This is a genomic window from Dermacoccus nishinomiyaensis (assembly GCF_900447535.1).
Taxonomy (GTDB): Bacteria; Actinomycetota; Actinomycetes; order Actinomycetales; family Dermatophilaceae; genus Dermacoccus; species Dermacoccus nishinomiyaensis.
The window spans coordinates 2,384,326-2,403,781 of sequence record NZ_UFXX01000001.1; the positions used below are offsets into that span (position 1 = coordinate 2,384,326).

At 69.8% G+C, this 19,456-nt stretch carries 18 protein-coding genes and 4 tRNA genes; 11 read left to right on the forward strand and 11 right to left on the reverse strand.

Annotated features, from left to right (window positions below):
• Positions 1 to 35 precede the first annotated feature (35 nt).
• Positions 36 to 1,151, forward strand: coding sequence for a phosphoribosylformylglycinamidine cyclo-ligase (purM, locus tag DYE07_RS11115; RefSeq protein WP_115296991.1), 1,116 nt, complete (start codon positions 36 to 38; stop codon positions 1,149 to 1,151).
• Positions 1,152 to 1,292: 141 nt separating this feature from the next.
• On the opposite strand, the gene DYE07_RS11120 is transcribed toward purM, so the two are convergent.
• Together DYE07_RS11120 and DYE07_RS11125 are read right to left on the reverse strand one after the other, a co-directional pair.
• Positions 1,293 to 1,490, reverse strand: a complete 198-nt coding sequence (locus DYE07_RS11120) for a DUF3073 domain-containing protein (protein ID WP_006943260.1) — start codon at positions 1,488 to 1,490, stop codon at positions 1,293 to 1,295.
• A 187-nt stretch (positions 1,491 to 1,677) separates the two neighbouring features.
• On the reverse strand, positions 1,678 to 2,040 hold the full coding sequence (locus DYE07_RS11125; protein ID WP_115296992.1) for a hypothetical protein: 363 nt from the start codon (positions 2,038 to 2,040) through the stop codon (positions 1,678 to 1,680).
• 84 nt (positions 2,041 to 2,124) lie between these two features.
• On the opposite strand from DYE07_RS11125, the gene DYE07_RS11130 reads away from it, so the two are divergent.
• Both DYE07_RS11130 and DYE07_RS11135 read left to right on the forward strand, forming a co-directional pair.
• A complete protein-coding gene (locus DYE07_RS11130) occupies positions 2,125 to 2,802 on the forward strand; it encodes an IMPACT family protein (protein ID WP_115296993.1) in 678 nt (225 codons plus the stop codon).
• Between the two features lie 159 nt (positions 2,803 to 2,961).
• A complete protein-coding gene (locus tag DYE07_RS11135; protein ID WP_040015021.1) occupies positions 2,962 to 4,269 on the forward strand; it encodes an aspartate aminotransferase family protein in 1,308 nt (435 codons plus the stop codon).
• A gap of 189 nt (positions 4,270 to 4,458) precedes the next feature.
• Here the strand turns inward: DYE07_RS11135 and DYE07_RS11140 are convergent.
• From DYE07_RS11140 to DYE07_RS11155, 4 genes are all read right to left on the reverse strand, one after another.
• Positions 4,459 to 4,531 (reverse strand) — tRNA-Phe (locus DYE07_RS11140).
• Positions 4,532 to 4,544: 13 nt separating this feature from the next.
• A tRNA-Asp gene (locus DYE07_RS11145) sits at positions 4,545 to 4,621 on the reverse strand.
• Positions 4,622 to 4,643: 22 nt separating this feature from the next.
• Positions 4,644 to 4,719, reverse strand: a tRNA-Glu gene (locus tag DYE07_RS11150).
• A gap of 167 nt (positions 4,720 to 4,886) precedes the next feature.
• Positions 4,887 to 5,933 carry a PHP domain-containing protein gene (locus DYE07_RS11155; protein WP_062258224.1) on the reverse strand — a complete coding sequence of 349 codons (1,047 nt, stop codon included), beginning with the start codon at positions 5,931 to 5,933 and terminating at the stop codon, positions 4,887 to 4,889.
• Between the two features lie 265 nt (positions 5,934 to 6,198).
• Between DYE07_RS11155 and DYE07_RS11160 the strand changes: the two genes are divergently transcribed.
• On the forward strand, positions 6,199 to 7,020 hold the full coding sequence (locus tag DYE07_RS11160) for a siderophore-interacting protein (protein WP_074045678.1): 822 nt from the start codon (positions 6,199 to 6,201) through the stop codon (positions 7,018 to 7,020).
• A 182-nt stretch (positions 7,021 to 7,202) separates the two neighbouring features.
• Entirely contained in the window at positions 7,203 to 7,661 is a 459-nt protein-coding gene (locus DYE07_RS11165) for a hypothetical protein (RefSeq protein WP_115296994.1), read from the forward strand.
• On the opposite strand, the gene DYE07_RS11170 is transcribed toward DYE07_RS11165, so the two are convergent.
• Together DYE07_RS11170 and DYE07_RS11175 are read right to left on the reverse strand one after the other, a co-directional pair.
• On the reverse strand, positions 7,599 to 8,225 hold the full coding sequence (locus DYE07_RS11170) for a hypothetical protein (RefSeq protein WP_074041014.1): 627 nt from the start codon (positions 8,223 to 8,225) through the stop codon (positions 7,599 to 7,601). The genes DYE07_RS11165 and DYE07_RS11170 overlap by 63 nt on opposite strands.
• A 58-nt stretch (positions 8,226 to 8,283) precedes the next feature.
• Positions 8,284 to 9,495: an MFS transporter gene (locus tag DYE07_RS11175; RefSeq protein WP_062256347.1), complete on the reverse strand. Its 1,212-nt coding sequence runs from the start codon at positions 9,493 to 9,495 to the stop codon at positions 8,284 to 8,286.
• 92 nt (positions 9,496 to 9,587) lie between these two features.
• Between DYE07_RS11175 and DYE07_RS11180 the strand changes: the two genes are divergently transcribed.
• Positions 9,588 to 11,327, forward strand: coding sequence for an ABC transporter ATP-binding protein (locus tag DYE07_RS11180; RefSeq protein WP_115296995.1), 1,740 nt, complete (start codon positions 9,588 to 9,590; stop codon positions 11,325 to 11,327).
• A 110-nt stretch (positions 11,328 to 11,437) separates the two neighbouring features.
• Complete coding sequence (locus tag DYE07_RS11185; RefSeq protein ID WP_172463016.1) at positions 11,438 to 13,381, forward strand: ABC transporter ATP-binding protein; 1,944 nt, start codon at positions 11,438 to 11,440, stop codon at positions 13,379 to 13,381.
• 92 nt (positions 13,382 to 13,473) lie between these two features.
• On the opposite strand, the gene DYE07_RS11190 is transcribed toward DYE07_RS11185, so the two are convergent.
• Both DYE07_RS11190 and DYE07_RS11195 read right to left on the reverse strand, forming a co-directional pair.
• A complete protein-coding gene (locus DYE07_RS11190) occupies positions 13,474 to 14,568 on the reverse strand; it encodes an NADH:flavin oxidoreductase/NADH oxidase (RefSeq protein ID WP_115296997.1) in 1,095 nt (364 codons plus the stop codon).
• 121 nt (positions 14,569 to 14,689) lie between these two features.
• Entirely contained in the window at positions 14,690 to 15,604 is a 915-nt protein-coding gene (locus DYE07_RS11195; RefSeq protein ID WP_115296998.1) for a hypothetical protein, read from the reverse strand.
• 122 nt (positions 15,605 to 15,726) lie between these two features.
• Between DYE07_RS11195 and DYE07_RS11200 the strand changes: the two genes are divergently transcribed.
• From DYE07_RS11200 to DYE07_RS11235, 4 genes are all read left to right on the forward strand, one after another.
• Positions 15,727 to 16,506, forward strand: a complete 780-nt coding sequence (locus tag DYE07_RS11200) for a CoA transferase subunit A (protein ID WP_074045673.1) — start codon at positions 15,727 to 15,729, stop codon at positions 16,504 to 16,506.
• Positions 16,507 to 16,917: 411 nt separating this feature from the next.
• Positions 16,918 to 17,562, forward strand: coding sequence for a 3-oxoacid CoA-transferase subunit B (locus DYE07_RS11225; RefSeq protein WP_115296999.1), 645 nt, complete (start codon positions 16,918 to 16,920; stop codon positions 17,560 to 17,562).
• 223 nt (positions 17,563 to 17,785) lie between these two features.
• Entirely contained in the window at positions 17,786 to 18,145 is a 360-nt protein-coding gene (locus DYE07_RS11230) for a hypothetical protein (protein ID WP_074041007.1), read from the forward strand.
• Between the two features lie 203 nt (positions 18,146 to 18,348).
• Positions 18,349 to 18,424, forward strand: a tRNA-Lys gene (locus DYE07_RS11235).
• Positions 18,425 to 18,529: 105 nt separating this feature from the next.
• On the opposite strand, the gene DYE07_RS11240 is transcribed toward DYE07_RS11235, so the two are convergent.
• The gene (locus tag DYE07_RS11240) at positions 18,530 to 19,192 is read right to left on the reverse strand and encodes a lytic transglycosylase domain-containing protein (RefSeq protein ID WP_115297000.1); all 663 of its coding nucleotides are present in this window, start codon (positions 19,190 to 19,192) and stop codon (positions 18,530 to 18,532) included.
• Positions 19,193 to 19,456: the final 264 nt, after the last annotated feature.

A 19,456-nucleotide genomic window follows, 5' to 3' on the forward strand; every position in this document is an offset into this window, starting at 1 on the left:
GCCCGCACCGTGACCTCGCACCTCGAAGGACGACGATGACCCAGCACAACGAACCCATCACCTACGCAGGCGCCGGCGTCGACGTCGAGGCCGGCGACAAGGCCGTCGAACTGATGAAGGCCTCCGTCAAACAGGCCCAGCGCCCCGAGGTGCTCGGCGGCCTCGGCGGGTTCGCGGGGCTGTTCGACGCCTCCGTCCTCGCGCGCATGGAGCACCCGATCCTCGCGACGTCGACGGACGGCGTCGGCACGAAGGTCGCGATCGCGCAGGCGCTCGACACGCACGACACGATCGGATTCGACCTCGTCGGCATGGTCGTCGACGACATCGTCGTGTGCGGCGCGGAGCCGCTCTACATGACCGACTACATCGCGACCGGCAAGGTCGTGCCCGAGCGCATCGCGGCCATCGTCAAGGGCATCGCCGCCGCGTGCGGTCAGGCGAACGTCGCCCTCATCGGTGGGGAGACGGCCGAGCACCCGGGCCTGCTCGCCGCGGACGAGTACGACGTCGCGGGCGCCGCGACGGGCGTCGTCGACAAGGCCGATCTCATCCTTCCCGAGTCGGTGCGCGAAGGTGACGTCGTCCTCGGCCTCGCCGCGAGCGGCCTGCACAGCAACGGCTACTCGCTCGTGCGCAAGGTCTACGCGAGCGCCGGGTGGGGCTACGACAAGCACGTCGAGGAGTTCGGCCGCACGCTGGGGGAGGAGCTGCTCGAACCGACGCGGGTCTACGCTGCTGACCTGCTGCGCCTCATCCGCACCGACGGCGTCGACATCCACGCGCTGTCCCACGTCACCGGCGGGGGCCTGGCGGCGAACGTCGCCCGCGTCCTGCCCAAGGGCATGGGCGCGCGCATCGAGCGTTCGACGTGGACGCCGCCGGCCGTCTTCGACGTCACCCAGCGCGTCGGCAACGTGCCCCAGGACGACATCGAACGCACCCTCAACATGGGCGTCGGCTTCGTCGCCGTGCTGCCCGCCGAGCAGGCCGCGACGGCCATCGAGGTGTGCGCCGAACTCGACCTGCCCGCATGGCGCATGGGCGATATCGCACGCACCGAGAATCTCGACGCCGCGGAGGCAGAGATCATCTCCGGCGCCAAGGGCGTCGACGCCGGCGCCTGCCAGATCGTGGGCAGCTACGCCTGACGCGTGAGCACGGGCGCTCGAGCCCCTCGAGCTCGGCGGCGGCCCACGCAGAAGTCAGCACGACGAGAGCCTCCGTCCCGATGGGATGGAGGCTCTCGTTCACGTCAACTCAAGAAAAAGCGGGTTGCGCGCTCGTCGTGGTCAGTCGTCGTCCGAGGCCCACTTGGAGTAGCGGTCATACTCGTCGCCCTCGTCGTCGGCTTGCGCCTGACGCGTTTCGTTCGCGCTGCGCGAGGCACGGAGCTCTCGCTCCAACGCGCTGAGGTCGGTGTCCGGCGAGAAGTACTTGAGCTCGCGTGCAACCTTGGTCTGCTTGGCTTTGGCCCGGCCGCGCCCCATGGCGAGACCCCCTCTGTCGTGTTGCCAGGGCGGCCATCATCACCCCGCACGCGGGCGTGCGGACGTCAGGCGGAGGGCCCTGGGGATCCTAAGTTTCTGTCGTGGGGGTAACGCTACCTCAGGTGCGTTGATTTCCGCCCATCGACGCGGATCACCGGGCACCTCGCGCGGCCATGAGTGACCGGTCTCACTCCGTGTGGGTGGTGGCCAAGCCTGGATCGTCGACGACACGCCGTCGGGCGACGACGAACGCCCCCGCGAGGGCGAGCGCGCCGAGGCCGAAACCACCCAGGACGAGGGCAGGTTCGTTGTCGCCGGGCTCGTCGACCGTCGGCGTCGTCGGCCCCTTGACGGTGCTCGGGGAGGCCGTGGCGGTCTGCACGGTCAACTCCTGAGCTCCCTCGGACGCCCCGGCGGTGCTGCTCGAGCTCACACCCGGGCTGCGCGTGATGGCGGCGGCGGGTGAGGACGACCCCGCGGCGACGGCGAGCACGCAGGCACCACCGACGACGAGGGTGCGAGCGGATGCGGGCAGATGGCGCGACGTCATGCCCCCATTCTGACGCCCGCGCGACGGGGGCGCCACGTTCCGCGTCGTCGTTTCGCATCATCGCGCCCGGTATCGTCGCCGGACATGACGACGTCTCGGTTCACCACCCTCGCAGGCCCGGCCATCGCCGAGATCGAGGTGAAGCGCTCGCGGTTCCTGTGTGAACTGACGCCGGTGGGCGCGGGTGACGACGAAGCGTCGGAGGTGGCCGCACGGGCCGTCGTCGAGGTCGCTCGTAAGCAGCACTGGGACGCGCGTCATCACTGCAGCGCGTTCGTGCTCGGCCCCCAGCGTCAGGTGCGGCGCAGCAACGACGACGGCGAGCCGTCGGGCACGGCGGGCGCGCCGATGCTGGAGGCGCTCGTCGCCTCGGGTCTGAGCGACGTCGTCGCCGTCGTGACGCGCTGGTTCGGCGGCACGCTGCTCGGCGCCGGAGGGCTCGTGCGGGCCTACGGCGACGTCGTGCGCGCCGCGCTGGCCGAGGCCCGCGTCGTCACGTACGAGTGTCGCCTCGTCATGGCGGCCGACGTCGGCATCGCCGACGTCGGCCGCGTCGAGAACGCCCTGCGAGCCGCCGGGCGGCACGTCGAGGGCGTCGACTACGCCCAAGGCGCGGCCTCAGGAACGGCGCGCCTGGTGCTCGCCGTCACGGAGGCCGACCGCGCAGCGCTCGAGAGCGAGCTCGCGAGCCTGACGGGCGGTTCGGCCGACCTCGACGAGTGTGGGCAGCGCTGGGTCTCACTCGCCGACCAGCCTGGGTGAGGCGTCAGCCGGCCGGACCTTCGCGCGTCTTCGGGGCGCACCGGCCGCCACCCATCAGCGACACCACACCTGCCCCGGTACTTCTGCCGCGCCACGGCGCGTCTCCCGCGCCCTGAGACGGGGTTGGCGCGTGGGCGTGCGAACCCCCAGAGTGGCTCCATGAGTGAACCGAAGACCTTGACCCCCGACGAAACATACGCACTCGACCGGGCCCACGTCTTCCATTCGTGGTCGGCGCAGGCCGCGCTGAAGCCGATGGTCGTGACGAAGACGTCCGGCTCCCGCCTGTGGGACGGCGACGGCAACGAGTACCTCGACTTCACCGGCCAGCTCGTCTACACGAACGTCGGCCACCAGCACCCGCGCGTCGTCGAGGCGATCAAGACGCAGGCCGAGACGCTGTGCACGATCGGGCCGAGCAACGCCAACGACCAGCGTTCGCAGCTGGCGAAGATGATCAGCGACCTGCTGCCCGACACGCTCAACAAGGTGTTCTTCACCAACGGTGGTACCGAGGCGAACGAGCACGCCGTCCGCATGGCGCGCGAGGTGACGGGCCGTCGCAAGCTGCTCGCCGCCTACCGCAGCTACCACGGCGCGACGGCGCAGTCGATCCACCTCACCGGTGAGGCGCGCCGCTTCGCCAACGACAAGGGCGCGAGCGAGGTCGTCCACTTCTTCGGTCCGTTCCTCTACCGCAGCGAGTTCTGGGCGACGAGCGAGGACGAGGAGTGCGAGCGTGCGCTGACGCACCTCGAGCACACCATCACCTCCGAGGGCGCCGACGCGTTCGCCGCTCTCATCCTCGAGCCCGTCATCGGTTCGGCCGGCATCATCCCGCCGCCGCCGGGCTACCTCGAGGGCGTCCGCGAGATCTGCACGAAGTACGGCATCATCTTCATCGCCGACGAGGTCATGGCCGGCTTCGGCCGCACCGGTGCCTGGTTCGCGCACCAGCACGCGAATGTCGTGCCCGACCTCATCACGTTCGCCAAGGGCGTCAACTCGGGGTACGTGCCGCTCGGCGGTGTCGTGCTGAGCGACGAGATCGCTCACCACTTCGACGAGCGCGCCTACCCCGGCGGCCTCACCTACTCCGGCCACCCGCTCGCGTGCGCGGCGGGCGTCGCGACGATCGCCGCGATGCAGGACGAGGGCATCGTCGAGAACGCCGCCCGCATCGGTTCCGACGTGCTCGGCCCCGGCCTGCAGGCGCTCGCCGAGAAGCACGACGCGGTCGGCCAGGCGCGTGGCGTCGGGGTGTTCTGGGCGCTCGAACTCGTCGAGGACGCCGCGCGCACGCCCGACGTCGAGCGCGCCGCCGCCGTCGCGGCCGCGTGCAAGAAGACCGGCCTGCTCGTCATCGCCGCCGCGAACCGGCTGCACGTCGTGCCGCCGTGCAACGTCAGCGACGACGACGTCCGTGCGGCCCTGACGATCCTCGACGAGGCGCTCTCCGCGAGCTGACGACGACGCGCCGTCGGTGGGTGGTCGGCCGTTGCGACGCTGCCGAACGAGGCAGCGTCGCACCCGGTGCAACGTCGGGGGTGCCGCGGCGTGGAACGCGCCTCGAACCGGGAGGCATATCGAACCGGGAGGCATGCAGAACACGAGAAAGCCCCCGAGACGAATCTCGGGGGCTTTCTCGGTGGAGCGTGGCCAGAGACGGGGTCGAACCGCCGACCTAGCGATTTTCAGTCGCTCGCTCTACCAACTGAGCTATCTGGCCCTTGGGAAAGGGATGGCGACCCCGACGGGACTCGAACCCGCGACCTCCGCCGTGACAAGGCGGCGCGCTAACCAACTGCGCTACGGGGCCTCGTGAAAGGCCGATCTGTGCGTGGTATCCCCAACGGGATTCGAACCCGTGCCGCTGCCGTGAAAGGGCAGTGTCCTAGGCCGCTAGACGATGGGGACTACACAAATCATTCCCGCGAGCCGCTCACCTTCCGGTGTTTGCCCCGCTGGAACTTGCGTAACTTTAGTACACGTTCGCCGGGCAACGCAAAACGCCCGGAATGACGGGGATTCCGGCGGCATGGCGTGCGGTGCGCTGCCCGGCCCGGACGGCGTCGAGGCGCTTCTCAGGCGATCTCCTTGCGCGCGAACGTACGCACCCGCTCGACGTCCCACGTCGTGATGACGCGCTCGAGCGGCACGCCGAGCTCCTCGATGCGCGCGGCGCCGTACTGGAGGAAGTCGAGCTGGCCGGGCGCGTGCGCGTCGGAGTCGAGGGAGAAGTAGCAGCCGGCGTCGATCGCCTCGCGGATGAGATCGTCGGGCGGGTCGCAGCGTTCGGGGCGCGCGTTGATCTCGACGGCGACGCGGTGCTCGGCGCATGCAGCGAACACGGCCTTGGAATCGAACGTCGACGGTGGGCGGACGCCGCGTTCGCCGTCGACGAGGCGGCCGGTGCAGTGCCCGAGGATCGTCGTGTGGGGGTTCTCGATGGCGCCGAGCATGCGTTTCGTCATGGCAGCCGGGCCCGAACGCAGCTTGGAGTGAACCGACGCGACCCGCACGTCGAGGCGGTCGAGCATGTCGGCGCGCTGGTCGAGGGAGCCGTCCTCCTTGATGTCTACCTCGATACCCTTGAGCAGGACGAACGGGGTGCCCGTCGCCCCGAGGGCCGAGTTCATCGCGTCGATGACGCCGAGCTGCTTCGTCAGCCGCTCGGCACTCAGCCCGTTGGCGACGCGCAGCGAGGGGGAGTGGTCGGTCTGCACGATGTACTCGCGCCCGAGGGAGATCGCTGCCATGACCATCTCGTCGATCGGTGAGCCGCCGTCGCTCCAGTCCGAGTGGGTGTGGCAGTCGCCCTTGACGGCGGCCATGACGCGCTGCGCGCCCTCGACGAGGTGCTCGGGGCTCGATTCCTCCAGCTGGTCGAGGTAGCTCGGGACGCGGCCGTCGAGTGCCTCGGTGATGACGGCGAGCGTCGTCTTGCCGATGCCGGAGACGTCCGCGAGGGAGCCGTCGGCGGCCTTCGCGCGCAACGTCTCCTCGTCGAGCGCGGCAATCGCGCGCGAGGCGCCACGGAACGCCTTGACGCGGTATGTACCCGCACGGCGACGTTCGAGCAGGAAGGCGATGCGGTCGAGCGCTTCGCGAGGCGTGGGAGCACCGGTCATGTGGTCACTGTACGAACATCGCCCGGACTTGCCCAGGGCCTCCCCTTGCCCAAGTGCCCTGATTTGCCCAGAGGTTAGGTAAGCCTTAGTTTGGGGTTGGCTCGACTGCGTCGCCTCGGTGTCGTTCCTTCGTGGGTGCCACTGGAGATGGCCGATCAGGATTGCAGCGAGGTGCCCCTGCGGCGCCGAGGAGCCCCGACGAGACGAGGACATCGTGACGAGCACCGAAGCAGCGCCGGCCCGCCCGCGTCGAACGCCCACCCACGTGAGAGTCGAGCGGACCGAGCGGCTGACCCGCGACCTCGTGCGCGTCCACTTCAGCGGGGACGGGCTGCGCGCCCTCGAGCCGAAACCGGTGACGGACGCCTACGTCAAGCTCCTCTTCCCGCCGCGCGGGGCCGACTACGCAGCGCCGTTCGACCCCGAACAGATCCGCGCCGAGCGCCCTCGTGAGGAGTGGCCGGTGACGCGCACCTACACGATCCGGGCGATCGACCACGCGGCCGGAACTTTGGCGATCGACTTCGTCGTGCACGGTGACACCGGCCTCGCAGGGCCGTGGGCGGCTGCGGCGCGAGCGGGCGACGTCATCGGCTTCCTCGGCCCCGGCGGCGCGTGGGCGCCCGAGTCGGAGGCCGCTCATCACCTCTTCGTCGGCGACGAATCGGCCTACCCCGCGATCGCCGCGGCGCTCGACGCGCTGCCGCAGGACGCCGCGTGCACCGTCGTGCTCGAGGTGGCCGACGCGAGCGTGTACCCTCCGGTGCGCGCACTGCCGCACATGAACCTCGTCTGGGTGCACCGGGACGAGACACGCAGCCACGGCGGCGGGCTCGTCGACGTCGTCGCCGCAGCCGACGTGCCGGGCCTGCGCGACGGTGATGCCCCCAACGGGCTGCGCGTGTTCGTGCACGGCAACGCCGAGATGATCAAGGAGATGCGCCGGTTGCTCATCGTCGAGAAGAGCGTCGCTCGCGCGCACGCGTCGATCTCCGGATATTGGCGCCCCGGCCACGACGAGGACGCGTGGCAGTCGAGCAAGCGCGAGTTCGTGCAGCAGATGGAGCAGGAACAAGACCGCGCCTGACCCCCGCGCCTCGCCCGCTGCACCAATCGGCGATTTTCGTCCACATTCGTCGAGGCCACGCTGATGGCCGGTCGCTCGCCCCCGCATCACTGATCGCCTCGGCGCGATCGACGCCGAGGTCCGCGACGACAACGACGTCGAACGCGGCGCGCGGTCGCGGCGAAACGCGAGACAATGCCGCGGTGAAGTCCTGGTTGCTCCTGCTGCTCGTCGTCGCTGCTGCGGCCCTCGTCCTGCTGACGCGTCGTTCGGTGCGGACGTCCGTCGTCACGTGGATGGCGGCGCGGGTCGGCCCCGACGCGCGCAGCGGCCGGCGGGCCGCGCTGCTGTGGTACGGTTCGGCGTTCCTCGCCGCCGTCGCAACACTGACGGGCGCCTGGTTCGGTGTGCGCGCCGGGGGAGCGGCGCGCTGGGTCGGGGATGCGGCGGCGATCGCGGTCGTCCTCGGCTACCTGCCGTTCACGTCGCTGGGCGCGCCGAAGATGACGCGGTGGCAGAAGAGCTTCGGGCAGCACCTCGCCGAAGCGGGTGCCGCCCGAAGTGCCGCGACGGCCTGTGCCGACGTCGCGCGTGTGTTCTCAGTGGTCGGTGTGCTCGTCGCTCTCGCGGCGCTCGTCGTCGTCGCCGGCCGCGGGGCGTGAGGTGTTCGCGGACTCGATCTGACCGGCCGGCGCAGACGCCTTCTGCTTCGTGCCGAGCGGGTCGCTGAGCGTCGACTCGAGCGTCTCCTTCGGCAGCGCCTTCTCCTGCAGACGGGCCGTGGACGCCTGGATCTGCTTCGTCACGTACGGCCCGACGAGGCTGATCGCCGCAGCTCCGACAGCCATCCACAGACGCGGGTGGCGCACGCCGCGCTTGAGCAGCATTTTCTCGACGTTCTTGTCGATGCGCAGCGCGAGCCCGGACGTCACGAGGCCCATGCCGGCCGTCGCGGCGGCGGCCAGGTCGCTCATCGACGACGACGTGGCGCGCCCGTCGACGACGTTGATCGCCTTGTTCGAGTCGGCCAGGCGCGAGCTCGCGGGGCGGCGCTCGCCCGCCATCGCCATGCCGACGCTCGTCAGCGTCGACGACATCGCGACGCCGCGTCGCACCCAGCGCGGGAAGCGCGCGGGACGCACCAGCGTCGTGGCGGCCGCCGTCGCGGCGGAGATGGCGGCCTGCGCGGCCGGGGAGTCGAGAGCGGGAAGCGTGAAACGAGGCATGACCTCAGCCTAACGAGAGGCGCTGGCGCGGCACCACCACGTCAGCGACGTCGGCTGGTCACACCTGCGCAGCGCGCGCTTGCGCGCGCCGCAACAAACCGCGCGCCGCGACGGCGAGGACGAGGGCGACGCTCGTCGCCGTGAGCGTGACGGCGAACGCGGCCGTCGCGCCGTGGGCGTCGACGAGGCGTCCGGCGATGCCCGCTCCGCTGGCGTAGCCGAGGCCTGTCGCGCCGGCGAGGAACGTCATGGCCGTCGCGAGGCGCCCGCGATCGGTGATGAGTTCGCCGAGCGTGAACGTCGTGATCATGTACGGCGCGATCGCGAAGCCGAGGATGACGAGCTCACCTGCGAGCCCCCACAGCCCGTCGACGGCGAGCAACGGCAGCGACAGCACCCACATGGCCGTCGCGAAGAGGAGCAGCCGGCGCGCGTGATCCGGGGTGCGGCGCACGCGGCCCAACGCGAGGCCGGCGCTGACGGAACCGATGCCGAGCAGCGCGTGGAACAACCCGGCGCTCTCGGCGTGGCCGGCGGCGCGCGTCATCATCGTCGTACCGGTCTGGATCGAGCCGAACAGGTTGCCGATGAGGAACTGCGCGACGAACAGGACGGTGAACGCGGCGCTCCACACAGGTATACGCGACGAGCCCGTCGGGGCCGGCGTGACCAGTGAGGCGCTGGGGTGACGTGCGAACTGCAGACCGAACCACAGCAGCAGCGCCGAGGCGGCGAGCAGCGGCGCCCACGTCCCGAACAAGGCCGCGAACGCGCCGACGAGCATCGGGCCGACGACGAACGACGCCTCGTCCGCGGCTCCCTCGTAGGAGAATGCGGTCGTGACGAGCCGCCCATCGGCGCCGTGCGATCCGATGATAGGACGCCAGCGCACGCGGGCGAGCTGACCGATCTGCGGCAGCGCGAACCCGGCGAGCGCCGCGACGATGGCCGTCAGCCACCAGGGCGTATCGAAGTAGCGGGTGGCGACGACACCGACGAGGCCCGCCGCGCCGCCGAGGCACTGCACGAGAAGGATGCGCGTCTGGCCGAGCCGGTCGGTGAGGGAACCGAACCAGGGCGAACCGATGGCGTTGCACACCGCCAGCGCTCCCGCGCAGATGCCGGCGTAGGTGTAGGAGTCGGTCGTCGTCGCGACGAGCAGCAGCGTGCCGAGTTGCGACATGGCCAGTGGCAGGCGCGCGATGAACGCGACGACGACGTACCAACGGCCCGTGAGCCCGAACAACCCTGAATACCCGACGTGACTCACCCGCCCATGCTACCGGCGCCGTGAGGGCGCCGAAACCGCCGACAACCGCGACCTGACGGGGTTGTCGGTCCTGGCGCACCTAGGCTGAGCACGTGCTCGTCTCACTCGTGCGTCAGTCGCTGGCGCCCCATGGTCGGTTGCTGCTCGGGCTCGTCGCCGCGCAACTCGTCAGCGTCGCCGCGTCGCTGTATCTGCCGAACCTCAACGCCGACATCGTCGACCACGGCGTCGTACGCGCCGACACCGGTTACATCTGGCGCACCGGCGGCTGGATGCTGCTCGTCAGCGTTGTCCAGGTGTGCGCCGCGATCTGCGCGGCCTGGTTCTCGGCCCGCATCGCGATGAACGCCGGACGCGACATGCGGGCCCGCGTCTTCGGCGCCGTCCAGCGCTTCAGCTCGCGCGAGGTCGCCGAGTTCGGCGCGCCGTCGCTCATCACGCGCTCGACGAACGACGTGCAGCAGGTGCAGATGCTCGTTCTCATGGGCGCCAACCTCATGGTGACGGCGCCGATCATGATGGTGGGCGGCGTCGTGATGGCGCTGCATCAGGACGTCGGGTTGTCGTGGCTCATGGTCGTCGCCGTGCCGGTGCTGGCCGTCGCGATCGGCCTCATCGTCTCGCGCATGGTGCCCGGGTTCCGCACGGTTCAGGAGCGGCTCGACGGCGTCAACCGGGTCATGCGCGAGCACCTGTCGGGCATCCGCGTCGTGCGTGCGTTCGTCCGGGAACCGCACGAGTTGCAGCGTTTCGGCGCCGCCAACTCGGCGCTCGCGAACGCGCAGATCCGCGTCGGCAACCTCATGGCCTTCATGTTCCCGACGGTGTTCCTCGTCATGAACCTCTCGACGGTCGCCGTCTGGTGGTTCGGCGGCCACCGCGTCGGTGACGGCGACCTGCAGATCGGCGCGCTGTCGGCGTATATGAGCTATCTCATGCAGATCCTCATGGCCATCATGATGGCCACGTTCATGCTCGTCATGATCCCGCGCGCCGCAGTGGCTGCCGAGCGCATCACGGCGGTACTGGACACGCGCTCGAGCGTGGTCGAGCCTCCGTCACCGATCTTGCCCGACGGTGGGGTGCGCGGCGTCGTCGAACTCGAGCACGCCGAGATGCGCTATCCGGGCGCCGACGAACCTGTCGTGCGCGACCTGTCGTTCACCGCCCGCCCCGGCCAACGCGTCGCGCTCATCGGCTCGACCGGTTCGGGCAAGTCGACGGTGCTCGGCCTCGTCGCGCGACTGTTCGACGTGTCGGCCGGCGCGGTGCGCATCGACGGCGTCGACGTGCGCGAACTCGACCCGCAGGCGCTGTGGGGCAGCATCGGCCTCGTCCCGCAGCACGCCTATCTGTTCTCCGGCACCGTCGCGTCGAACCTTCGCTACGGCAAACCCGACGCCACCGACGACGAGCTGTGGTCCGCGCTCGAGACGGCACAGGCGCGTGACTTCGTCGAGAGAATGGACGGCGGCCTCGACGCCGTCATCGAGCAGGGCGGTAGCAACGTCTCCGGTGGCCAACGGCAGCGATTGTGCATCGCTCGGGCGCTCGTCGCGAAGCCCCGCATCTACCTGTTCGACGACTCGTTCAGCGCACTCGACCTCGCGACCGACAGGCGGCTGCGTGGCGCGCTCGCGCCGCAGGTGAAGGACGCGACGGTGCTCATCGTCGCCCAGCGCGTCTCGACGATCACCGACGCCGACCTCATCATCGTCCTCGAGGACGGCGCGGCCGTCGGCATGGGCACGCACGAGGAACTGCTCGCCACGTGCGCGCCGTACCGCGAGGTGGTCGATTCGCAGCTCGGACGTCAGGAGGGAGCGGCGTGAGCCGCCGTCAGCCGTCGGGGCCCGCCGCATCGGCCGCATCGCCCGGCTCGGGCACTCGCCCGCCGGGCCCGCCGGCCGGAGGGCCGCGTCGCGGGGGTCATGGCGCGGCGATGGCGCCCGCGGAGAAGTCGCTGAACTTCGGCGCATCCGCGCGCCGCCTCATCGGGCTGCTGAAACCGCATCGGCTGCGCGTCATCGCGGTACTGGCGCTCAGCGTCACGGCCGTCGTCATGAACGTCGTCGCGCCGAAGGTGCTCGGCAAGGCCGTCGACGCAGTGTTCGCGGGCTCGGTGAGCATGCATCTGCCCCTGGGCTCGACGAAGGCACAGGCCGTGGCGGCGCTGCGCGCGTCGGGGCAGTCGAAGATGGCCGACATGGTCGCGGCGATGGACCTCGTACCGGGCGCGGGCATCGACTTCGACCGTGTCGCGACGATCCTGCTCACCGTCGTCGCGCTCTACGTCGTTGCATCGCTGCTGCAGGTCGTGCAGGCGCGTCTGCTCAACACCGTCGTACAACGGACGGTGGAGAAACTGCGCGCCGACGTCGACGCCAAGCTGCAGCGCGTGCCGCTGTCCTATGTCGACTCGCGCCCGCGCGGCGAGCTGCTCTCGCGCGTGACGAACGACATAGACAACGTCGGGCAGTCGATGCAGCAGTCGGCGGGGCAGCTGCTCGTGTCGATCTGCACGGTGCTCGGCGTCGTCGTCATGATGCTGACGGTCTCGTGGCAGCTGACGATCGTCGCACTGCTGACCATTCCCCTCGTCATGCTCGTCGCCGGGCAGATCATGAAGCGTTCGCAGGGGCAGTACGTGGCCCAGTGGGCGCACACGGGCACGCTCAACGGGCAGATCGAGGAGGCGTTCACGGCGCACGAGCTCGTCAAGGTCTTCGGGCGCGGGCCGCAGGTGGAGGCGGCGTTCGCGTCGACGAACGCCTCCTTGACGGAGGTCTCGCGCCGCGCGCAGTTCCTGTCGGGGCTGATGATGCCGATCATGATGTTCGTCGGCAACCTGCAGTACGTCGCGATCTGCGTCATCGGCGGCGTGCGCGTCGCGTCGGGGCAGATGACGCTCGGTGACGTCACCGCGTTCATCCAGTACTCGCGCCAGTTCACGCAGCCCGTCACGCAGATCGCGTCGATGATCAACCTGCTGCAGTCCGGCGTCGCGAGCGCCGAGCGCGTGTTCGAGGTGCTCGACGCGCCGGAGGAGTCGCGCGACGCCCGCGGGCGCGGTGCCGGCGAGAACGCGCACCTGCCGACGCCGCTGCGCGGAGAGGTCGTCTTCGATGACGTGCGCTTCGGTTACGACCCTGACGCGTCGCTCATCACGGGCCTCGACCTGCGGATCGAGCCCGGCCAGACGGTCGCCATCGTCGGGCCGACGGGTGCGGGCAAGACGACGCTCGTCAACCTCGTCATGCGCTTCTACGACGTCGATGCGGGTCGCATCCTCGTCGACGGGGTCGACGTGCGTGACGTGCCACGCGAGGAGTTGCGCTGCCACTTCGGGATGGTGCTGCAGGACAGTTGGCTGTTCCGCGGCACGATCGCCGACAACCTGCGCTACGGGCGGCTCGACGCGAGCGACGACGAACTGCTCGAAGCCGCTCGCGCGACGTTCGTCGACCGGTTCGTGCACTCACTGCCCGACGGCTATGACACGATCATCGACGACGAGGGCGGCTCCATCTCGACGGGTGAGCGTCAGCTCATCACCATCGCGCGCGCCTTCCTCGCGCGGCCCGACATCCTCATCCTCGACGAGGCGACGTCATCGGTCGACACGCGCACGGAGGCGACGCTCCAGCAGGCAATGGCGGCGCTGCGTCAGGATCGCACGAGCTTCGTCATCGCCCACCGACTGTCGACGATCCGTGACGCCGACATCATTCTCGTCATGGAGAACGGCGGCATCGTCGAACAGGGCTCGCACGACGATCTGCTCGCCGCGCGCGGCGCCTACTGGCGGTTGTACGAGGCACAGTTCGCCGGGGCGGCGCAGACCGACACGGACGAGGGGAAGGCAGCGGACGTACGACCGGCCTGACGGGAGCCGGATGATTCCGGCGTCGTCGTCCGCATTCTTCGGCCGGGAAGACCGCCCCGACGTTCTCGAGGGCCGGGGCGGTCGACGGCATCTCAGCCCCGGGCGTGCTCCCACGCGCCGCGCGTGTACTGCGCCGGATACGGCGTCTCGCGCCATGTCAGACCCAGTTCGGCGGCGGCGCGCAGCGGCCAATACGGCTCGCGCAGGCCTGCTCGTCCGATGAGGACGACGTCGGCGTCGCCCTCGGTGAGGATCGCCTCGGCCTGCGCGGGCTCCGTGATGAGTCCCACGGCTCCGGTCGCAATATCGGCCCCGCGCCGGATCTCGGACGCGAAACGCACCTGGTAGTTGGGCCCTACGGGGATGTCGGCGGGCACGTTGCCGCCGGTGCTCGTGTCGACGAGGTCGACGCCGACGGACTTCAGCTCGCGAGCGAGGCGGACGGTCTCGTCGATGTTCCAGCCCGTCTCGGCCCAATCGGTGGCCGAGACCCGCACGAAGAGCGGCTTCGCCTCCGGCCAGGCCCCGCGCACCTCGGTCGCGATGCGTAGCAGCAGACGGGCGCGGTTCTCGAAGGAGCCGCCGTACTCGTCGTCACGGCGGTTGGAGGCAGGGGAGAGGAACTCGTGCAGCAGGTAGCCGTGCGCTGCGTGGAGCTCGACGACGTCGAAACCGGCCTCGTCCGCGCGTCGGGCGGCGTCGACGAAGGCGTCCACGACGTCGTCGATGTCGGCGAGCGTCATGGCGCGGGGCGTTGCGTAACCGTCGAAGGCGACCGCGGACGGGCCGAGAGCCTCCCAACCGCCTGCGTCGACGGGCACGCTGCCGGAGGGCTCACCCGCGAAGGGGCGGTAGGTCGACGCCTTGCGTCCGGCGTGCGCGAGCTGGACTCCGATCTTCGCGCCGTTCGCGTGGACGGCGTCGACGACGCGGCGCCATGCGGCCACCTGGTCGTGGTTCCACAGGCCGGCGTCCTGGGGGCTGATGCGCCCCTCGGGCGCGACGGCGGTGGCCTCCGTCAGCACGAGCCCGAAACCACCGACGGCGCGCGTCGCGTAGTGGACGAAGTGCCACGCGGTCGGGATACCGTCGCACGCCTCGCAGCTGTACTGACACATCGGCGTGAGCCAGATGCGGTTGCGGAACTCGACGTCGCGCAGGGTGAGGGGTTCGAACAGCTGGGGCATGCGGGGGCCTTTCGTCAGGATCGGGCGCGGCCACGGACCGCGCCTCGTGGGGCCCATGCGACAACGGTGGTTAGGGACGCGATATTTCCTCGGCCCGTTGTTCTGGCCGCGAACCGCTCCGTCAGAACGCCGCCGATGCCTCGCCGCGCTTGACGTCGGCGCGCCATCGCGTGAGGAACGCGGCACCGGCGGCGTCGTTCGTCAGCGCCGGATCGGGCGTGACCTCGACGGGGTAGGTGCGCTCGAGCAGGCCGTCGGCGGGGCGAACGTCGCCGTGGCGCACGACGAATCCACGCTCGTGCAGACGATCAGCCATCGCGTAGTCGCTGCGTGAATCGCCGAGGGTGCGCCACTCGCGCGGGGTGATGCCGCGCGTGGCGAGCAGTTCGATCGCCTTGTCGGCACCGACGTTCTTGCCGACCCCAACGTGCTCGATGTCGGTCGAGATGATCGTCGGATCGATGCGGACGGCGATGTCTTCACTGCCGTTGAGCGCTTCTCGCTCACCCCAGACGACGCCGATCTCCTGCTCGGCGAGGTAATCCCAAACCCGCTGATCGAACGCGTGCTGACGTTCGCGGTAGACGTCGAGGTCGATGCCATGGTGCGCCTCGAGGCTCACCATGGCCTTCTTCGTGTCGTCGAAGAACATGGCGTCGTCGAAATCGGGGGCGATACTGCGGCAGTACTCGACGAGCCCCGTCGGAACGCGCAGGGCGTCGTCGACGCGCAGGTCGACGCCCGCGTTGCGCAGGTGCGCGCGCGTCGGGGTGAACCACGTCGCGCCCTTCTCACAGACGGCGATGACGGGCGCGTCGTCGGGTAGTCCGGCGTCGAGCAGGGCGGGCATGACGGTGGCTGCGACGAAGTCGTCGGAGCGACCCGTGTTGAACACGATGGGGACGCCCGCCCGCGCCATCGCGACGAGATCCGTGGCGATCGACGGGATCGCGACGGTGCGCGTCACCGGGCTCGCGATGGGTCCGTCGACGTCGAGGAGGAGGCCGTACAGGGGTTCGCGCAGCTGGCTCGTCATGCTCGAAGTGTCGTCGCGCGCGGGGCCGGTCGCAAGCCGCACCCCCACGCCTCGGTTAAGGATGATTAACTGAAGTCGGCATGGTGTGAGGTGCATCTCACGAAGCGCGATCTGGAGGGTTCATGGACAAGGTGGTGGCCTCGGCTGCGGAAGCGGTCGCCGACATCGGTGACGGTTCGTCGCTCGCCGTCGGAGGGTTCGGGCTGTGCGGCATCCCGAGCGTCCTCATCGCGGCGCTGCACGAGCACGGCGCGAAGGATCTTGACGTCGTCTCCAACAACTGTGGGGTCGACGACTGGGGTCTCGGCGTGCTGCTGCGCGACGGGCGCCTGCGCACCGTCATCGCGTCGTACGTGGGCGAGAACAAGGAATTCGCGCGCCAGTACCTCGAGGGCGAGCTGGAGGTGCACCTGACGCCGCAGGGCACCCTCGCGGAGAAGTTGCGCGCCGGTGGCGCAGGCATCCCCGCGTTCTACACGGCGACGGGTGTGGGTACGCAGGTCGCCGACGGCGGCATGCCGTGGAAGTACGCGGCCGACGGCTCGGTAGAGAAGGCCTCACCGGCGAAGGAGACGCGCGTCTACGGTGACGGCGACGACGCGAAGCCGTACGTGCTCGAGGAGGCCATCACGACGGACTTCGCACTCGTGCGTGCGGCGAAGGGTGATCGTCACGGCAACCTGGTGTTCAACCTGTCGGCGCGCAACTTCAACCCGCTGTGTGCGATGGCGGGCCGCGTCGTCGTCGCGGAGGTGGAGCAGCTCGTCGAGCCGGGCGACATCCACCCCGACGACGTCCACCTGCCCGGCATCTACGTGCAGCGAGTCGTGGAATTGACGTCCGAACAGGCTGACGACAAGCGGATCGAGAAGCGCACGACCCGCGAGACGGAGGGTGACTGAGATGGATGGGCGACTGTTCGGGGGGCGTGCGTTCGACCGAGAGTGCGAGAAGCGCACGACCCGCGAGACGGAGGGTGACTGAGATGGATGGGCGACTGTTCGGGGGGCGTGCGTTCGACCGAGAGTGCGAGAAGCGCACGACCCGCGAGACGGAGGGTGACTGAGATGGATGGGCGACTGTTCGGGGGGCGTGCGTTCGACCGAGAGTGCGAGAAGCGCACGACCCGCGAGACGGAGGGTGACTGAGATGGATGGGCGACTGTTCGGGGGGCGTGCGTTCGACCGAGAGTGCGAGAAGCGCACGACCCGCGAGACGGAGGGTGACTGAGATGGATGGGCGACTGTTCGGGGGGCGTGCGTTCGACCGAGAGTGCGAGAAGCGCACGACCCGCGAGACGGAGGGTGACTGACATGGCCTGGACGCGAGAGCAGATGGCGGCGCGTGCTGCGGCGGAGCTGCAGGACGGCGATTACGTCAACCTGGGCATCGGGTTGCCGACGCTCGTGCCGAACTACGTGGCGGACGACGTCGAACTCGTCCTGCAGTCGGAGAACGGGCTGCTGGGGGTAGGCGCGTATCCGAGCGATGGCGCCGTCGATCCCGACCTCATCAATGCGGGCAAGGAGACGGTGACGCTGCGGCGCGGCGCCTCGACGTTCGACTCGGCGATGTCGTTCGGCATGATCCGGGGCGGCAAGGTCGATGCGGCCATCCTCGGTGCCATGCAGGTGTCGGCGGACGGTGACATCGCGAACTGGATGATCCCGGGCAAGATGGTCAAGGGCATGGGTGGCGCGATGGATCTCGTGCACGGCGCGAAGAAGGTCATCGTCCTCATGGAGCACTGCGCGAAGGACGGATCGCCCAAGATCCTGCCCGCGTGCACCCTGCCGATCACGGGGCTCGGTGTCGTCGAGCGCACCATCACCGACCTCGCCGTCATCGACGTGACGCCCGACGGTCTCGTCGTCACCGAACTCGCACCGGACGTGACGTTCGCCGAGCTCGAGTCGAGGACGGGCGTGCCGCTGACGGCGGCGGCATCGGTGGGCTGAGGCAGCCATTCGGCCGCCGTGGGTGATCGACGGCGATCCGGGCGCGCGGCGTGAGCTCGGGGCGTCGTCGGAGACCGATGACACCCCGAGCTCCAGCGCGGCCTCGGGACGACGCGGCGATCGATGGCGACGCGGGGGATGCCCAGTGTGACCTCGGGCGGCCCTGGGGGTGTTCCATAGTGCGACAACGCAGTAGCGTGGCAGTGAGGAAAGGTGGTGCGTCATGGGGACGTGGAACTACGTGGTGAACGAGAAGTTCACCGAGGAGTACGGCGAGGGTTCGCTCAGCCGGTTCGCGGACATGCTCGGCGACGTCGCCGGGCGAGTGCGGCCGGGCGATCGTGACGGCGCGATGGAACTGCTCGACGCAGGCTTCGAGCGTCTGGGCATGAACATGCCGAAGCTCACGCGTGACCAGCTCGCCGAGAACCTGACGATGGCGGAGCACAGCACTATCGTCATCAGCGATGACTCCGGTCGCATCATCGCCGAGCACGCGCTGCCGGGTGCGGTGACCAGCACCGACGAGGAGCGGCGCACGCACGTCGAGCCCGAGGACGGCGACCGCCCGGCCTACAGCTGAGCAGCCGCTCGCCCCGTTCGTCGGCACCCGCTCGCAAGGCTCGCCCCGCCCGGTTCGTCGTGGCGCGTCGGGCGGGGCTAGGCTGTCTCGCGCTGCACGGTGGCCGTGCGAGTCGACGATCGTGAGTCGGACGACTCGTCACGATTCTCTTCTGGCGCATCGAGCCCGATGCAAGGATCTGGGTGCCAGGAGCCGAGCAGCAAGGGCCTTTAGCTCAATTGGCAGAGCTGCGGACTTTTAATCCGTAGGTTGTGGGTTCGAGCCCCACAGGGCCCACCACTCGTCGGCGCGACGAATGTGGACGAAAACCGCCGTTGTGCCAGGTCCCGACCTGCCCGTCCCTTCTGCGATTTGCAACGACATTCGGTCCAGCAGACACGCGGGTCACGACGCAGGTCGCGTCGCTCCACTCCTCGCGGCCCCGCCCATCGACGCACCACTCGTCGGCGGCAGGGGCTTGGCGTACTTGCGCATCGTGCGGGCGATGGCGGCGACGTAGTGTTCCGTCTCCGCGAACGGCGGGACGCCCTGGTACTTCGTCACGTTGCCGAAGCCTGCGTTGTAGCCGGCGAGCGCGAGGCGCATGGGGTTGTCGGCGATGCCTGAACGTTCGGCCCGCTGCTTCAGCTCACGCATCAAACGCCCCTGTGCGGCGATGGCGTCGGCGGGGTCGAACGGGTCGCCCTTGCCGTGGCTGGCCCACGCGTCGGGCGTGAACTGGGCGAGCCCCTTGGCGTTCGCGTGCGAGACGGCCTTCGGGTTCCACTTCGACTCGACCTCGAGCTGCGCAGCGAGCACAGCGCCGGGCACGCCCGATTCGCGCGACGCCGCCGCGACGAGCGGCCCCCAGCCGTTCGGCACCTTCGACTCGTCCAGCGCGCCGAGGGGCGCGTCGAACGACGGGACGAGCTGCGGGTCCGAGCGTGTCGACGTCATGAGCAGCAGCAATCCCGCGCACAGCGCGACGACGAGGCACGTCACGACGATGCGCCCACGCCGCGTCAGACGGATGGGCGCGGACGATGACGCGGCGCGTCGTGGGGTCATGATCTTCTCGTTCGCTCTCGTCTCGCGCGTCTTGAGGTCCGACTCTCGGCCGAACCCGGCTGCTTGCCCGCTGCTGCCTCACACGCTGCCAAACGATCAGGGGGCGTAGAACCCTGTCGATGTACGCATCCCCTCCGCAAGGCCGGGGTAGCGGGCCGCTCCAGTCTGACAGGCTGCCGGCGCCCGTCTCGGCTGCCACGCTCCGAGGGCCTGACGACGACGCGTCGCTGCAACGTCGCACAACACGTCGACAGATGGTCGCAG

Coding starts and splice junctions, on each gene's coding strand:
- DYE07_RS11185 (WP_172463016.1), top strand. CDS start 11,438: ATGGCGCCCGCGGAGAAGTCGCTGAACTTCGGCGCATCCGCGCGCCGC.
- DYE07_RS11125 (WP_115296992.1), bottom strand. CDS start 2,040: ATGACGTCGCGCCATCTGCCCGCATCCGCTCGCACCCTCGTCGTCGGT.
- DYE07_RS11225 (WP_115296999.1), top strand. CDS start 16,918: ATGGCCTGGACGCGAGAGCAGATGGCGGCGCGTGCTGCGGCGGAGCTG.
- DYE07_RS11170 (WP_074041014.1), bottom strand. CDS start 8,225: ATGCCTCGTTTCACGCTTCCCGCTCTCGACTCCCCGGCCGCGCAGGCC.
- DYE07_RS11240 (WP_115297000.1), bottom strand. CDS start 19,192: ATGACCCCACGACGCGCCGCGTCATCGTCCGCGCCCATCCGTCTGACG.
- DYE07_RS11230 (WP_074041007.1), top strand. CDS start 17,786: ATGGGGACGTGGAACTACGTGGTGAACGAGAAGTTCACCGAGGAGTAC.
- DYE07_RS11190 (WP_115296997.1), bottom strand. CDS start 14,568: ATGCCCCAGCTGTTCGAACCCCTCACCCTGCGCGACGTCGAGTTCCGC.
- purM (WP_115296991.1), top strand. CDS start 36: ATGACCCAGCACAACGAACCCATCACCTACGCAGGCGCCGGCGTCGAC.
- DYE07_RS11200 (WP_074045673.1), top strand. CDS start 15,727: ATGGACAAGGTGGTGGCCTCGGCTGCGGAAGCGGTCGCCGACATCGGT.
- DYE07_RS11155 (WP_062258224.1), bottom strand. CDS start 5,933: ATGACCGGTGCTCCCACGCCTCGCGAAGCGCTCGACCGCATCGCCTTC.
- DYE07_RS11120 (WP_006943260.1), bottom strand. CDS start 1,490: ATGGGGCGCGGCCGGGCCAAAGCCAAGCAGACCAAGGTTGCACGCGAG.
- DYE07_RS11135 (WP_040015021.1), top strand. CDS start 2,962: ATGAGTGAACCGAAGACCTTGACCCCCGACGAAACATACGCACTCGAC.
- DYE07_RS11195 (WP_115296998.1), bottom strand. CDS start 15,604: ATGACGAGCCAGCTGCGCGAACCCCTGTACGGCCTCCTCCTCGACGTC.
- DYE07_RS11130 (WP_115296993.1), top strand. CDS start 2,125: ATGACGACGTCTCGGTTCACCACCCTCGCAGGCCCGGCCATCGCCGAG.